Origin of the sequence: Pseudoxanthomonas sp. 22568 (genome assembly GCF_052044485.1) — a bacterium.
In the GTDB taxonomy this organism is placed as follows: domain Bacteria; phylum Pseudomonadota; class Gammaproteobacteria; order Xanthomonadales; family Xanthomonadaceae; genus Pseudoxanthomonas_A; species Pseudoxanthomonas_A beigongshangi.
Window position 1 is genome coordinate 71400 of record NZ_JBQENC010000005.1, and the last position, 15048, is coordinate 86447.

Genomic DNA, 15048 nt, shown 5'->3' on the forward strand with positions numbered 1-15048 from the left:
GGGCTCTCCTTCCTCTTTCTCATTCCGCGTATCACGCCTCTACGATTCTCGATTCCCTATTCTCGATTCCCGGAAGATGAGCGCTTACGCGCCCATCTTCTTGGCCTTCTCGACCGCTTCCTCGATGCTGCCGACCATGTAGAACGCCTGCTCCGGCAGGTGGTCGTACTCGCCGTCGACAATCGCCTTGAAGCCGCGGATGGTGTCCTTCAGGGCGACGTACTTGCCCGGCGAGCCGGTGAACACTTCGGCCACGTGGAACGGCTGGCTGAAGAAGCGCTCGATCTTGCGGGCGCGCGACACGGCCTGCTTGTCCTCTTCGGACAGTTCGTCCATGCCCAGGATCGCGATGATGTCCTTCAGTTCCTTGTACTTCTGCAAGGTGGCCTGGACGCGACGGGCGGTGTCGTAATGCTCGTGGCCGATCACGTTCGGGTCGAGCTGGCGGCTGGTGGAATCCAGCGGGTCCACGGCCGGGTAGATACCCAGCGAGGCGATGTTGCGCGACAGCACGACGGTGGCGTCCAGGTGGGCGAAGGTGGTCGCCGGCGACGGGTCGGTCAGGTCATCCGCGGGCACGTACACGGCCTGGATCGAGGTGATCGAACCGGTCTTGGTCGAGGTGATGCGTTCCTGCAGGACACCCATTTCCTCGGCCAGGGTCGGCTGGTAACCCACCGCCGACGGCATGCGGCCCAGCAGCGCCGACACTTCGGTGCCGGCCAGGGTGTAGCGGTAGATGTTGTCGACGAACAGCAGCACGTCCTTGCCCTTGCCCGAAGCGTCCTTCTCGTCGCGGAAGTACTCGGCCATGGTCAGGCCGGTCAGGGCGACGCGCAGGCGGTTGCCCGGCGGCTCGTTCATCTGGCCGTACACCATCGCCACCTTGTCGAGGACGTTGGAGTCCTTCATTTCGTGGTAGAAGTCGTTGCCCTCGCGGGTACGCTCGCCCACGCCGGCGAACACGGACAGACCGCTGTGCGCCTTGGCGATGTTGTTGATCAGTTCCATCATGTTGACGGTCTTGCCGACGCCGGCGCCGCCGAACAGGCCGACCTTGCCGCCCTTGGCGAACGGGCACATCAGGTCGATGACCTTGATGCCGGTTTCCAGCAGGTCGTTGGCCGAGGACTGGTCTTCGTACGACGGGGCCGCACGGTGGATTTCCCAGTGGTCGCTGGCCTGCACCGGACCGGCTTCGTCGATGGGCGTGCCGAGCACGTCCATGATGCGGCCCAGGGTGCCGTTGCCCACCGGCACCGAGATGGCGCGGCCGGTATTGACGGCGACCAGGTTGCGCTTCAGGCCGTCGGTCGAGCCGAGGGCGATGGTGCGCACGACGCCGTCGCCGAGCTGCTGCTGCACTTCCAGCGTGATGGCGGTGTTGTCGACCTTCAGCGCGTCGTACACCTTCGGCACTTCATTGCGCGGGAATTCGACGTCAACCACCGCACCGATGATCTGAACGATCTTGCCCTGACTCATTTTCGTTGCTCCGATTATTTAATTCGCTCGACCAGCCAAGCCGGTCTCTTCAGTGATTCGGGATTGGAGATTCGTGATTCGTGATTCGTGAAAGGCGCGCTGCGCTGCTCTTTCGAATCCCGATTCCCGATTCCCGAATCCCCGTTCCTACTTACACCGCCGCCGCGCCGCCGACGATTTCCGAGATTTCCTGGGTGATCGCCGCCTGGCGGGCCTTGTTGTAGACAAGGTTCAGGGTGCCGATCAGCTTGGTCGCGTTGTCGCTGGCGGCCTTCATGGCCACCATGCGCGCGGCGTGCTCGGATGCCAGGTTCTCCAGCACCGACTGGTACACCAGCGCCTCGATGTAGCGGGTGATCACGTGGTCCAGCACGGTCGCCGCATCGGGTTCGTAGATGTAGTCCCAATCGTGGTGGGCCACCTGCGTCTCCGCCGCCGGCAGCGGCAGCAGCTGATCGAACGAAGCGCGCTGCGTCATGGTGTTGACGAAGCCGTTGTACACCACGAACACGCGATCCAGCTTGCCTTCGGTGTAGGCATCCAGCATGACCTTGATGACGCCGATCAGCTGGTCCAGCTTGGGGCTGTCGCCGAGGTGGGACACGCTGCCGACCAGATTGACCTTGATCCGGCGGAAGAACACCGAGGCCTTCTGGCCGATGGTGACCACGTCAACTTCGGCACCCTTGTCCTGCCAGCCGCGCACTTCGCCCAGCATCTTGCGGAACAGGTTGTTGTTGAGGCCGCCGGCCAGGCCTCGATCCGACGAGATGACGATGTAGCCGACCCGCTTCACTTCCGGCCGCTCGACCATGAAGGGATGCTGGTAATCGGTGTTGGCCTGGGCCAGGTGGCCGATGACCTGCTTCATCGCCCGCGCGTACGGGCGCGAGGTCTTCATGCGGTCCTGCGCCTTCCGGATCTTGGAAGCCGAGACCATCTCGAGCGCGCGCGTCACCTTGCGGGTGTTCTGCACGCTCTTGATCTTGGTTTTGATTTCGCGTCCGCCTGCCATCTCTGCTCGCTCTGCTCGCGGGAATCGGGAATGGAGAATCGGGAATCGGCCAGGCCGCCCGCTTCTGCGCTCTTACGATTCCCTAATCCCGATTCCCGAATCCCGGCTCTTACCAGGTCCCGGTCTGCTTGAACTCGGAGATGCCCTTCTTGAAGGCGCCTTCGATATCGTCGTTCCAGTTGCCGGTCTTGTTGATGGTGTCGACCAGTTCGCCCTGGGTGTTGGTGAAGTGCGCATGCAGCGCCTCTTCGAACGCCAGGATCTTGTTGACCGGCACGTCGTCGATGTAACCCTCGTTGACGGCGTAGATCGACAGCGCCTGCAGCGCGATCGACATCGGCGCGTACTGCTTCTGCTTCATCAACTCGGTGACGCGCTGGCCGCGCTCCAGCTGCTTGCGGGTGGCTTCGTCCAGGTCCGAGGCGAACTGGGCGAACGCCGCCAGCTCGCGGTACTGCGCCAGCGAGATGCGGATGCCGCCGGACAGCTTCTTGATGATCTTGGTCTGGGCGGCACCACCGACGCGCGACACCGAGATACCGGCGTTGACGGCGGGACGGATACCGGCGTTGAACAGGTCGGTTTCCAGGAAGATCTGGCCGTCGGTGATCGAGATGACGTTGGTCGGCACGAACGCGGACACGTCGCCGGCCTGGGTCTCGATGATCGGCAGCGCGGTCAGCGAACCGGTCTTGCCCTTCACTTCACCGTTGGTGAACTTCTCGACGTACTCCTCGGACACGCGCGCGGCGCGCTCCAGCAGGCGGCTGTGCAGGTAGAACACGTCGCCCGGGTAGGCTTCGCGGCCCGGCGGGCGCTTCAGCAGCAGCGAGATCTGGCGGTAGGCCACGGCCTGCTTGGACAGATCGTCGTACACGATCAGGGCATCTTCGCCACGGTCCAGGAAGTACTCGCCCATGGTGCAGCCGGAGTAGGCGCTGATGTACTGCATCGCGGCCGACTCGGAAGCGGTGGCGGCGACGACGATGGTGTGCTCCAGCGCGCCGTTCTCTTCCAGCTTGCGCACGACGTTGGCGACGGACGAGGCCTTCTGGCCGATCGCCACGTACACGCACTTAATGCCGGTGCCCTTCTGGTTGATGATGGCGTCGATGGCCATCGCGGTCTTGCCGGTCTGGCGGTCGCCGATGATCAGCTCGCGCTGGCCGCGGCCGATCGGGATCATCGCGTCGACCGACTTGTAACCGGTCTGCACCGGCTGGTCGACCGACTTGCGCCAGATCACGCCCGGGGCGACGCGCTCCACCGGCGCGGTCAGCTTGGCGTCGATCGGGCCCTTGCCGTCGATCGGCTCGCCCAGCGCGTTGACCACGCGGCCGAGCAGTTCGCGGCCGACCGGCACTTCCAGGATGCGGCCGGTGGTCTTGGCGACGTCGCCTTCGCGCAGGTGTTCGTAGTCACCCAGCACCACGGCGCCCACGGAGTCGCGCTCCAGGTTCAGCGCCAGCGCGAAGGTGTTGTTCGGCAGTTCGATCATTTCGCCCTGCATCACGTCCGCCAGGCCGAAGATGCGCACGATGCCGTCGGACACGCTGGTGACGGTGCCTTCGTTGCGCGATTCCGCGGCCAGCTTGACCTTCTCGATGCGGTTCTTGATCAGATCGCTGATTTCAGAGGGGTTGAGCGTGGTAGCCATTTTGGTTTCCTGTAGGGTGGGCCTCGGCCCACCATCATGTTCGGTGGGCCGAGGCCCACCCTACGTTTCTTGTCAGTGCGTGAGCGCGGTCTGCAGGCGCGACAGCTTGCCCTTGAGCGAGCCGTCGATGACCACTTCGCCCGCGTCGATCACCGCGCCGCCGATCAGCGACTCATCGATGGCGGTTTCCACCACGACGTCGCGACCCAGGCGCTTCTTCAGCGCGACCTTGATCGCGTCCAGCTCGCCGGCCGGCAATGCCACCGCCGAGGTGACCTTGGCGCGGACGATGTGCTCGGCCTCGGCGCGCAGTTCCTCGAACAGCGCGGCGACTTCCGGCAGCTGCGGCAGGCGACGGGCTTCGGCCAGCAGCGACAGGAAGCGGGTGAACGACTCGCTGGCGCCTTCCGGAGCCAGCAGCGCGACCGCCTGGGCCTGCGGCAGTTCCGGGTTGGGCAGCAGCGCGGCGACCTGCGGATCGGCGGCGACGCGCGCGGCAAAGCCGAGCGCGTCGGACCACGCGACGAGGGCGCTTTCGTCACGCGCGGCCGCGAAGGCGGCACGGGCGTAGGGACGGGCGACGGTTAGGGCCTGGCTCATCGTTCAGCGATCCCGTCAGATTTCCGCGGCCAGTTCATCGAGCAGCGCCTTGTGGGCGTTGGCATCGATTTCGCGGCGCAGCAGCTTCTCGGCACCGGTCACGGCCAGCGTGGAGACCTGCTTGCGCAGTTCCTCGCGGGCGCGGGTCGCGGCGGCCTCGATCTCGGCTTCGGCCAGCGCCTTCTGGCGGTTGGCTTCGGCGATCGCCTCGTTCTTGGCGGCATCGACGATCTGGTTGGCACGGGCGTGCGCCTGATCGATGATTTCGTTCGCCTTGACGCGGGCTTCCTTCAGGGCCTCGTTGACCTTCTCTTCGGCCACCGCGAGTTCGCGCTGGCTGCGATCAGCGGCAGCCAGGCCTTCGGCGATCTTCTTTTGACGCTCTTCGATCGCGTTCAGCAGCGGCGGCCAGATCTTGGTCGCGATGATCCAGATCAAACCGGCAAACGCCAGCGCCTGGGCAAATAGGGTCAGACCGATGTTCATGGGTTTAGCTCTGCCAGTGGTGATGGGCGGGAAACACGCGGCCTCCCGGCCCTTCTATCTGCGTTGCGGGCGTCCGGGATGGCCGTCGCCCGCACTTCAGAAACCGCTGATCAGCCGCCGGCCAGCTTGGCCAGCTGCTCGGTGAACGCGGTGGCCAGCGGGTTGGCGAAGGCGAACAGCAGGCCCACGGCGACGCTGATGATGAACGCGGCGTCGATCAGGCCGGCGGTGATGAACATGCGGACCTGCAGGACCGGGATCAGTTCCGGCTGGCGCGCGGCCGATTCCAGGAACTTGCCGGCCATGATGGCCAGGCCCAGACCCGCGCCCAGAGCGGCCAGGCCGATCATGATGCCGATGGCGAGGACGGTGGAGGCCTGAACTTGAGCGAGGGTGGTCAGAACGGTTTCCATGGTTTTCTCCGGAACTAAATTGCTAAAGGGTGGAATGTTTAAGGTGCAAAGGGTGAAGCGAAATCAGTGGCTGTCTTCCGACAGGCTCAGGTACACGATCGACAGCATCATGAAAATGAAGGCCTGCAGCGGGATGACCAGCAGGTGGAACAGCATCCAGCCGAGGCCGAAGGCGCCGCCCGCGAGCGCGCCGACGATGCCGGCGCCGCCGAGCACCCAGATCAGCAGGAACACGATCTCGCCGCCGAACATGTTGCCGAACAGTCGCATGGCCAGCGAGATCGGCTTGCTCAGCCACTCGACGATGTTGAGGATGAGGTTGAACGGCATCATCCACTTGCCGAACGGCGCGGTCAGGAACTCCTTGGTGAACCCGATCGGGCCCTTGGAGCGCAGCGCGAAGAACAGCATCAGGAAGAACACGCTGATCGACATGCCGAGGGTCGCGTTGACGTCGGCGGTCGGGACCGGCTTCCAGTAGTGGACGCCCAGCTTTTCCAGCGGGAGCGCGATGAAGTCTGCCGGAATCATCTTCAGCAGGTTCATCATCAGGATCCAGAAGAACAGGGTGATCGCGATCGGGGTCACCAGCTTGCTGGTGCCGTGATAGGTGTCGCGCGCCTGCTTGTCGACGAACTCAAGCATGATTTCGACGAAGGCCTGCCACTTGCCCGGGACGCCCGGGGTCGCCTTGCGGGTGGCCAGCCAGAACATGAACACCATCAGCAGACCCATCAGCACCGAAGTGATGATGGTGTCCAGATGGATGGCCCAGAACCCGCCCTCCTGAACCTGGAACGTCAGGTTGTGGAGGTGGTGCTGGATGTAACCGGTGGGTGTCAGTGTTTCCTCGCCCGCCATGTGTCCTAGATCCTGCTAATAAGAATTTTTTATCGGAGCCTGGCCATCGCCAGCGCCTGTGCCGCCATCCCGGTCAGCGTGCCGGCCAGCAGGGCCAGAGGCGGAAGTTTCCACACCCCGATTCCCAGCAGCAGCACCACAACAACCGTGATCCACTTGATAACCATCCCGGCCAGCAACCGCACCATCGCGGTCCCCGCACCGGTCACCCCGGCGCCGAAGGCCAGCCGGGCGGCGAACCATCCCCCCGCCACCATCGCCAGTCCCCCGACCGCGGCCGCCAGCGCCTGGGATTTTCCCCAGAGCAGGAAGGCCATCGCGACCAGCAGCACGGCACCCAGCTGGAAAGCCGTTGCGCGCAATACCAGCCGCCGGCCCGCAGCGACGGAGTTCAGCACAGTAGGTCCTACGGGGTTTCGTGGCGGGGAACAAGGCCTGATAGCGCCTCGCCGAGCCGCAAAAGTATAGCAGGGGGCTATTTTCCGGGACAACCGCCGAAGGTCGTAAAGTTGCGTTCGCGGGCTGTCATGGGTGGCTTTCGTGACGGGAACCTGCCGGTAACCGTTTCCAGCCCGGATGAACGGCAGCCGCCTCGCCTCCCTGTTCATATTTTTATCGCATTTTTTGCGGAACTTTGACGAACTCCCTTGGTCAGTCCTGCTTGCAAGGTCTGCGAACCAACTTCCTCGTCCGATGCTCCGAGCAGACCTTTAGAAGCCCCGAGGCTCCTGGCCCGGGGCTTCGCTCTTTCCGGGACTGGCGTTTTCACGCGACGAGAACCGCGGTTTCACTTCATGTCCACGGTATGACGCCGAGGGTGGAAAGCCTGTTCATTGTTCCAGGAGAGACAGGCATGAGATTTCGGGCTTCCCTTCCCCTGATGCTGGTTTTCGGCGCCGCCGGCATTTCGGCGGCAAATGCGCAGGAACCGGACCGCTTCACCCTCCGGCTGGGCGCCATGGACGTCGACGCCGACGGCGTGCTCAGCGGACGAACCAATTTCCAGGGCCAGGATCTGCGCTTTTCCCAGGACTTCGACTTCGGCGGCAAGGAACTGGTCCCGCGCATCGACGGCGTGTTCCGGATGGGCCAGCGGCACCGGCTGATCTTCGACTACTTCGAGTACGACAAGGACCGCCGGGCGACGCTGGGAGAGGATCTGTCGTACGACGACGTCACCCTTCCCGCCAGCAGCTTCGCCAAGGGCAAGGCCAAGTTCCAGCTGGCCAGCCTGATGTACGACTACGCCGTGGTCGATACGCCGACCTTCAACCTCGGCCTGCAGATCGGTGCCGAATGGGCCAAGCTGGAAGGCCGCCTGTATGCCGAAGCCGGTGAAAACAGCTACGAAACCCGCAGTAGTGACGACGGCTACGCGCCGGTGGTCGGCCTGCGCCTGACCGCCACGCCCAACGAAAAGTGGCTGTTCAACCTGCAGGGCCAATATCTGGACGCGGGCTGGGGCGATTTCGGCGACTACGACGGCAGCATCACCCGCGCCAACGCGCTGGTCGAATACCGCTTCACGCCGCATTTCGGACTGTTCGCGGGCTATGACTGGTTCAAGCTGGACGTCGAACGCGCGGGCAGCGACGGGCTGCTGGGACTGGATCAGCGCTTCAAGGGTCCGATAGCCGGCGTGACCCTGGCGTTCTGAATTTATAGAGAATGTCTATCGAAAATGCTGAAAGGACTCATTGGACTTTGGCTGGCCCGACCTCATAATGAGAATCAATCTCATTTGAGCATCGAGGTCGACCATGACCAAGACATTCACCTTCGCCGCCCTGCATTTCTCGGTTGCCTTCCTGCTGGGCTGGGCATTCACCGGCAGTTGGCTGGTCGGCGGTGCGCTGGCCCTGGTCGAGCCGGCCTGCAATACGGTGGTATTCCATTTCCACGAGAAAGTGTGGAAGCGGATCGAGCGTCGCCGCGCGGAGCGCGCAGCGATCGTTCCCGCATGACCCCGTAGAGCGGAGCTTGCTCCGCTGCGGGATGTCTCGTCCCCGTGACGCTTCAGCCGAGCAAGCTCGGCTCTACGGCGGGGGCGGGAACATCTGGGTCGCCATGCAGATGTAGTCGGCCAGCGGCATGTCGCCCATCGCCGCGCGCCGCTGATCGACTTCCGACTCCGGCGCCTCGATCGGCTTGGGCACCCAGCGTCCGTCTTGCGCCAATAGCTGGCTACCATAGCGCTGCGGCTTGCCCTGCCCCGCCAGCACGCGGTCGGTCAGCAGGATGAACTGGTGGCGGGAGATTTCTCCGCTCTGCACGCGTGGCGTGATCGCCGACAGCATCTGCTCCTGGAACGCCGGATCGGCGTCGGCGTGCTGCACCAGCAGCCAGGCCGCATCGACGCCATCGCGCCCGACCAGTTCGGCGGTGGGGAATCCATGTTCGGCGACAATCTGTTTGAGCCGTGGCAGGTGCTCGGCGTCGACCTGCATCATCTGCCGGATATCCTCCTGCGACCAGTCGCCATTGCGGACGTCCTGATCGCGGGCCTGCATCCGCAGCAGTTCGATCCGCAGATCCGACAGGCGTGCCGCGGCGTCGGCGATATCCGGCGGCGACGGCTTGGGGTGCAGGCGGGCGAACGCCGCCGCGCCTGGGCATTTCGCGTAGGCGGCGGCTTCCCGCGGGTCGTCATCGGCCCTGGCGGGCAGCATCAGTGCCAGCAATACGGCTGCGGCCATCCCGTGGTACGTCATCGAATCATCCCTGTCCGTGCATGCGTGTTGTCGGCGATTCTAGCGGGAAGCACCTCTTCACCGGGAACGCTCAAGCCGAGCAAGCCCGGCTCTGCGGGCTGGTGTTCGGACTGTGCGGTGTTCAAAAAGAAACCGCCCAGGCAGGCGGTTTCCTTATCTGCATTGCGGAGACAGACCGCCTACTTCTTCTTCGGAATGTACAGGTCGGTGATGGTGCCTTCGTAGACTTCGGCCGCCATCGCCGCCGTCTCGCTGAGGGTCGGGTGCGGATGGATGGTACTGCCGATGTCGCCGGCTTCGGCGCCCATCTCGATCGCCAGCGCGATCTCGCTGATCAGATCGCCGGCATGCACGCCGACGATGCCGCCGCCGATGATGCGGTGGGTTTCCTCGTCGAAGATCAGCTTGGTGGAACCCTCGCCGCGGCCGATGCCGACCGCGCGCGCCGACGCCACCCACGGGAACTTGCCGATGCCGACCTTCAGGCCCTTGGCCTTGGCTTCGGTCTCGGTGACGCCGACCCAGGCGATTTCCGGATCGGTGTAGGCCACCGACGGAATCACCCGCGCCACCCACTCCTTCTTTTCGCCCGCGGCCACTTCCGCCGCCAGCTTGCCCTCATGGGTGGCCTTGTGCGCGAGCATGGGCTGGCCGACCAGATCGCCGATGGCGAAGATGTGCGGCACGTTGGTGCGCATCTGCGGGTCCACCGGGATGAAGCCGCGCTCGGTGACGGTCACGCCGGCCTTGTCGGCATCCAGCTTGCCACCGTTGGGCGAACGGCCCACCGCGACCAGCACGCGGTCCCAGCTCCCGGATTCCAGTTCCGGCTTCTGGCCTTCGGTGGCGCTCTCGAACGACACCGTGATGCCCTTCTTGGAGGCTTCCACCTTGGCGGCCTTGGTCTTCAGGTGCACGGCCACACCCTGCTTCTTCAGGCGATCGGCCAGCGGCTTGACCAGATCCTTGTCGGCGCCGGGCATCAGCTGGTCCATGAACTCGACCACGGTCACTTCGCTGCCCAGCGCGCGGTACACCGTCGCCATTTCCAGGCCGATGATGCCGCCGCCGACCACCAGCAGCTTCTTCGGCACTTCCTGCAGCGCCAGCGCGTCGGTGGAATCCATCACCCGCGGATCGTCCCACGGGAAGTTGGGCAGCTTCACCGCCTGCGAACCGGCGGCGATGATGCAGTTCTCGAAACGCAGCAGCTGGGTCTTGCCATCGCTGCCGGTGATTTCCAGTTCGTGCGGCGAGACGAACTTCGCCACGCCCTGCACGGTGCGCACCTTGCGCTGCTTGGCCATGCCGGCCAGGCCTTTGGTGAACTGGCCGACCACGCGGTTCTGCTTGAAGTCGCGCAGCTTGTCGAGATCGATCTTCGGCTTGGCGAACTCGATGCCGATATCGGCCGAATGCGCGGTCTCGTCGATCAATGCAGCGGCATGCAGCAGTGCCTTGGACGGGATGCAGCCGACGTTGAGGCAGACGCCGCCCAGCGAGTCGTAGCGCTCCACCAGCACGGTGTCGAGACCGACGTCGGCGGCGCGGAACGCGGCGGTGTAACCACCGGGACCGGAACCGATCACCACCATCCGGCATTCGATGTCCGCGGGCTTGCCGGTGCCCAGCGCCGGCTTCGGCGCGGCGGGTTCGGCCGGCGCGCGGTGCGAGGGCGTGACCGGCGGCTTGCTGGCCGGCGCGGCGGCCGCGCCGCTTTCCAGCACGGCCACCACGCTGCCTTCGGACAGGGTGTCGCCCAGCTTGACCTTCAGTTCCTTGATCACGCCGGCGGCCGGCGACGGCACTTCCATCGTCGCCTTGTCCGATTCCAGGGTGACCAGGCCCTGATCCTTCTTCACCGTGTCGCCCACGGCGACCAGGATTTCGATGACCGGCACGTCGTTGTAGCCGCCGATGTCCGGCACCTTGGCTTCCAGGGTGCCGCCCGCCGATGCCGCAGGCGCGGATGGCGCGGCAGGCGCCGGCGCGGACGCGGCCGGAACAGCGGGTGCGACCGCCTTGGCCGGCGCAGCCGGAGCGGCGGCGGGCGCGGACGGCGCCGCGGCGGCACCTTCGACTTCCAGCACCGCCACCACGCTGCCTTCGGACAGGGTGTCGCCCAGCTTGACCTTCAATTCCTTGATCACGCCGGCGGCCGAGGACGGCACTTCCATCGTGGCCTTGTCCGATTCCAGGGTGACCAGGCCCTGATCCTTCTTCACCGTGTCGCCCACGGCGACCAGGATCTCGATGACCGGCACATCGTCGTAACCGCCGATGTCGGGGACTTTTACTTCAACAGTCGTGTTTGCCATGGTTCCAGCCCCCGCTTACAGCAGCACGCGACGCAGGTCGCCCATCAGTTGCGCCAGGTACGCGGTGAAGCGCGCGGCGGAGGCACCGTCGATGACGCGGTGGTCGTAGCTCAGCGAAAGCGGCAGCAGCATGCGCGGCGCGAACTGCTTGCCATCCCACACCGGCTGGATGGAGGACTTGGACACGCCGAGGATGGCGACTTCCGGCGCGTTGACGATCGGAGTGAACGCGGTGCCACCGATGCCGCCCAGCGAGGAAATCGAGAAGCAGCCGCCGGACATGTCGGCCGGGCCGAGCTTGCCGTCGCGGGCCTTCTTGGCCAGTTCGCTGGTTTCGGCGGCCAGCTCGTTGACGCCCTTCTTGTCGACGTCGCGGATGACCGGCACGACCAGGCCGTTCGGGGTATCGGCGGCGAAGCCGATATGGAAGTACTTCTTCAGGGTGAGGTTCTCGCCGCTGGCGTCCAGCGAGGCGTTGAACTCGGGATACTTCTTCAGCGCGGCGACACTGGCCTTCATCAGGAACGCGAGCATGGTCAGCTTGATGCCGGCCTTCTCGTTTTCCTTGTTCAGCGCCACCCGCAGCGCTTCCAGCTCGGTGATGTCGGCGTGATCGTGTTGGGTGACGTGCGGAATCATCGCCCAGTTGCGCGCCAGGTTGGCGCCGGAAATCTTCTTGATGCGCGACAGCGGCTGGACTTCGACTTCGCCGAACTTGCTGAAGTCCACCTTCGGCCACGGCAGCAGATTGAGTCCGCCACCGGCCGCCGCGGGTGCGGCACCGGCCGCGGCCGGCACGCCGCCGGACAGGGCGGCCTTCACGTAGCGCTGCACGTCTTCCTTGCTGATGCGGCCGCCGCGTTCGCTGCCCTTGACCTGATCCAGGTCGACGCCGAGTTCGCGGGCGAACAGGCGCACCGTCGGGCTGGCATAGGCCACCTTGGACGGCAGCACGCGGTCGGCGTTGAACTCCACCGGCGGGGTGCGCGGCGGCACGGCTTCCGGATCGATGCCGGGCTTGTCTTCCAGCGCGCGCGGCGCGGCGGGCGCGGTCGGCGCGGCGGCTTCCTGCGCGATCTCGCGCTGGGTGAGCTTGTCCGGGGTCGGGGCGACCGCGACCGGCTCGACCCTCGCGCCGGTCTCGGCGGTCTTGACCGGCTCGGCCTTGGCCGGTTCGGCCTTCGGCGCGGCGGGAGCGGCGGCGCCCTCGGCCACCTCGATCAGGGCGACCACCGAGCCTTCGGCCAGTTCGTCGCCCAGCTTGACCTTCAGTTCCTTGACCACGCCGGCGAAGGCCGAGGGCACTTCCATGGTGGCCTTGTCGGACTCCAGGGTGACCAGGCCTTGATCCTTGGCGACGGTATCGCCAACGGCGACCAGCACTTCAATGACGGGAACGTCACTGTAGCCACCGATGTCGGGAACACGCGCTTCCTTGATTTCGGCCATGGGGGAACTCCAGCGATCACTTGCCAATAGGGGAACCCCTATTGTGGCCATCCCCGCCCGGTGCGCCAACCTCTGAGGGCAATTATTTTTGGGCCGGGACCGCTGGAATCGGCCGTCGCGGCTCGCGCGACGGCATGCACGCCTTGCTCAGTCGCCGGTGGTATGCCTTTGGTCGGGCTTTTCTTCCAATAGGTTCAGCGCCTGCCCGCCGGGGAGACGATACGCCAGCGCATTGTCGATGCGCTCCATGTCGCGCATCTGCGAGCACAGTTTCTCCGCGCGCACTTCCAGCGCCTTGGCGCGTGGCGCCACCCGCGCTTCCACTTCCTTGTCCAGTCCGTCCATGCGCTCCAGGCGATCGGCGTCGCCGGTCAGCGCGGCGGTGAGCGCGCCGCCGACGATGTCGCCGATCACGCTGGGCATGACCTCGCCAACCGCGCGTTCGATGCCCTTGTCCAGATCCTGGCTGTTGAAGCGGTTGGCGCTGATCGAACGGGCGATGCCCTGGTCGATGGCCTTGCGCGCCTTGTCCAGCGACTTGCGGGTGCGATCCGGATGATTGCTGATGCTGGCGGCGACTTCGCCCAGCGCAGTGAAGGCGATGTCGGCGGCGTCGCGGCCGATTTCGTGCGCCAGCGGCATGGCGGTGCGCGCGCCGCGCTCGAAGTCGATCAGGCGCTGGCGATCGTCGTCGTTGATCTGGACCCAGCGGTCATCGACGAACAGGCGCCCCTGGCGCATCACGATCGCCTTGGGCGTGCCGCTTTCGCGGGTGAAGATCACGCTGCGCTCGTTGACCGTCATGTCGTAGTCGCTTTCGATCTCGCAGCGGACATCCTTGGCCTGCGCGGACACGGCCAGCCCGGACAGCGCGGCCAGGCACAGCAGGGAAAGGCGCGGGGCGGAACGGATCATGGGCGGCCTCCGGAAGTTCGGTTTCCAACAGGATGCCAGCGCAACGGGCCACCCGCACATGCCGGACGGGGGCATGACCTTCGTCAGGGCCGCTCCGGAACAGGAGGGTCCGGGACGGAAGTGTCCGGAGCGGGAACGCGCAGGCAGGGCTTCAGGATTCCCCAGGATTTGGCCAGGCGTTCCACGCCGAAGGCCGCGTTGGCCGGACTGGTGGACGGTAGCGCGTGGAACACGAGCCGCGCGGCCAGCCCCGCCGGCAGGGTCGGCGCGACGTGGCGCTGGAACGCCTGCGCCGCCTTGCCGCCGTTGAAGGCCACCGCGCGCAGGGAGGGCCGTGCCTCCAGCCAGTCCGTCAGCGGGTTGGCGACCTCGCTGCCGCGGACGATGTCCGCGTCCAGGCTGCCACGGCGCTCGCAGGTTCCAATCACGTCCCACAGGCCGACGCCGGCGGCCTGCAGCGCGGCCAGCCGGAGCGGGTAGTCGAGCGCGGGATCGAAACCGCACAGCGCACCCATCAGCGGCCAGAACCGGTTGCGCGGATGGGCGTAGTAGCGCGCCGCCGCCAGCGATGCCGCACCCGGCATCGAACCCAGCACCAGTACCCGGCAATCCGGAGCCGCCTGCGGCGGCAGGCCGCGCAGGAGCGTCGCGCTCATCCGGCCGGCGTCTGCCAGGGCCGCACCACCAGCAGCGCGCCGGCGACGACCAGCAGCGCACCGATCACGCGGGTGCCGTCGATGGGCTGTCGCGCATGCAGCACGCCGAAATGATCCAGCACCAGCGAGCCCACCAGTTGTCCGAACACCACCAGACAAATCAGCGGCGCGGCGCCCATGCGCGGAATCAGCAGGGTCGCGGCGGCGACGTAGATCGCGCCGATGGCGCCGCCGGTCCACGCCCACCATGGCACCCGCGCCAGCGCCGCCGGGTCGAAGGTGGGCCGCGTGGCCAGCCACCACAGCGCCAGCACGCCGGTGCCAACCGCGAACGACATCAGCGCGGCGAACAGCGGGCCGAAGGTCTGCCGTCCCAGCGATGCGTTGATCAACGCCTGCAACGGCAACAGCATGCCGATGAACACCGCCAGGCCCATTCCGATTGCTTTCATGTCCATCTTCCCGGATTCGAAGGCGGACAC

General features: G+C 65.7%; 16 protein-coding genes. 2 read left to right on the forward strand and 14 right to left on the reverse strand.

The genetic code is table 11. From position 1 onward, the window contains the following. Positions 1-84 precede the first annotated feature (84 nt). The 8 genes from atpD to ACTJI2_RS07900 all read right to left on the reverse strand — a co-directional run bounded on the left by atpD (position 85) and on the right by ACTJI2_RS07900 (position 6915). Complete coding sequence (gene atpD, locus ACTJI2_RS07865) at positions 85-1485, reverse strand: F0F1 ATP synthase subunit beta (RefSeq protein ID WP_141454321.1); 1401 nt, start codon at positions 1483-1485, stop codon at positions 85-87. 151 nt (positions 1486-1636) lie between these two features. Beyond that, positions 1637-2500 carry a F0F1 ATP synthase subunit gamma gene (atpG, locus tag ACTJI2_RS07870; protein ID WP_141454322.1) on the reverse strand — a complete coding sequence of 288 codons (864 nt, stop codon included), beginning with the start codon at positions 2498-2500 and terminating at the stop codon, positions 1637-1639. Between the two features lie 109 nt (positions 2501-2609). Then, a complete protein-coding gene (atpA, locus tag ACTJI2_RS07875; protein WP_141454323.1) occupies positions 2610-4157 on the reverse strand; it encodes a F0F1 ATP synthase subunit alpha in 1548 nt (515 codons plus the stop codon). Between the two features lie 72 nt (positions 4158-4229). Next, positions 4230-4757: a F0F1 ATP synthase subunit delta gene (locus tag ACTJI2_RS07880; RefSeq protein WP_183640760.1), complete on the reverse strand. Its 528-nt coding sequence runs from the start codon at positions 4755-4757 to the stop codon at positions 4230-4232. A 15-nt stretch (positions 4758-4772) separates the two neighbouring features. Then, the gene (locus ACTJI2_RS07885; protein WP_141454325.1) at positions 4773-5243 is read right to left on the reverse strand and encodes a F0F1 ATP synthase subunit B; all 471 of its coding nucleotides are present in this window, start codon (positions 5241-5243) and stop codon (positions 4773-4775) included. Positions 5244-5353: 110 nt separating this feature from the next. After that, complete coding sequence (gene atpE, locus ACTJI2_RS07890; RefSeq protein WP_141454326.1) at positions 5354-5656, reverse strand: F0F1 ATP synthase subunit C; 303 nt, start codon at positions 5654-5656, stop codon at positions 5354-5356. Between the two features lie 63 nt (positions 5657-5719). After that, complete coding sequence (gene atpB / locus ACTJI2_RS07895) at positions 5720-6517, reverse strand: F0F1 ATP synthase subunit A (RefSeq protein WP_440841660.1); 798 nt, start codon at positions 6515-6517, stop codon at positions 5720-5722. Positions 6518-6546: 29 nt separating this feature from the next. Further along, positions 6547-6915, reverse strand: a complete 369-nt coding sequence (locus ACTJI2_RS07900) for an ATP synthase subunit I (protein WP_141454328.1) — start codon at positions 6913-6915, stop codon at positions 6547-6549. Between the two features lie 455 nt (positions 6916-7370). On the opposite strand from ACTJI2_RS07900, the gene ACTJI2_RS07905 reads away from it, so the two are divergent. Continuing rightward, a complete protein-coding gene (locus ACTJI2_RS07905; protein WP_440841662.1) occupies positions 7371-8174 on the forward strand; it encodes a hypothetical protein in 804 nt (267 codons plus the stop codon). 103 nt (positions 8175-8277) lie between these two features. After that, positions 8278-8481: a DUF2061 domain-containing protein gene (locus tag ACTJI2_RS07910; protein WP_440841664.1), complete on the forward strand. Its 204-nt coding sequence runs from the start codon at positions 8278-8280 to the stop codon at positions 8479-8481. 72 nt (positions 8482-8553) lie between these two features. On the opposite strand, the gene ACTJI2_RS07915 is transcribed toward ACTJI2_RS07910, so the two are convergent. From ACTJI2_RS07915 to ACTJI2_RS07940, 6 genes are all read right to left on the reverse strand, one after another. Continuing rightward, a complete protein-coding gene (locus ACTJI2_RS07915) occupies positions 8554-9228 on the reverse strand; it encodes a DUF6624 domain-containing protein (RefSeq protein ID WP_440841665.1) in 675 nt (224 codons plus the stop codon). Positions 9229-9407: 179 nt separating this feature from the next. After that, entirely contained in the window at positions 9408-11546 is a 2139-nt protein-coding gene (gene lpdA / locus ACTJI2_RS07920; RefSeq protein WP_440841666.1) for a dihydrolipoyl dehydrogenase, read from the reverse strand. Between the two features lie 15 nt (positions 11547-11561). Beyond that, positions 11562-12995 carry a dihydrolipoyllysine-residue acetyltransferase gene (locus ACTJI2_RS07925; protein ID WP_440841667.1) on the reverse strand — a complete coding sequence of 478 codons (1434 nt, stop codon included), beginning with the start codon at positions 12993-12995 and terminating at the stop codon, positions 11562-11564. Between the two features lie 147 nt (positions 12996-13142). Beyond that, on the reverse strand, positions 13143-13910 hold the full coding sequence (locus ACTJI2_RS07930; protein WP_440841668.1) for a DUF2884 family protein: 768 nt from the start codon (positions 13908-13910) through the stop codon (positions 13143-13145). Positions 13911-13993: 83 nt separating this feature from the next. After that, positions 13994-14566, reverse strand: coding sequence for a DNA-deoxyinosine glycosylase (locus ACTJI2_RS07935; protein WP_440841669.1), 573 nt, complete (start codon positions 14564-14566; stop codon positions 13994-13996). Then, positions 14563-15018, reverse strand: a complete 456-nt coding sequence (locus ACTJI2_RS07940) for a DMT family transporter (protein WP_440841670.1) — start codon at positions 15016-15018, stop codon at positions 14563-14565. The genes ACTJI2_RS07935 and ACTJI2_RS07940 overlap by 4 nt, the downstream gene beginning before the upstream one ends. Positions 15019-15048: the final 30 nt, after the last annotated feature.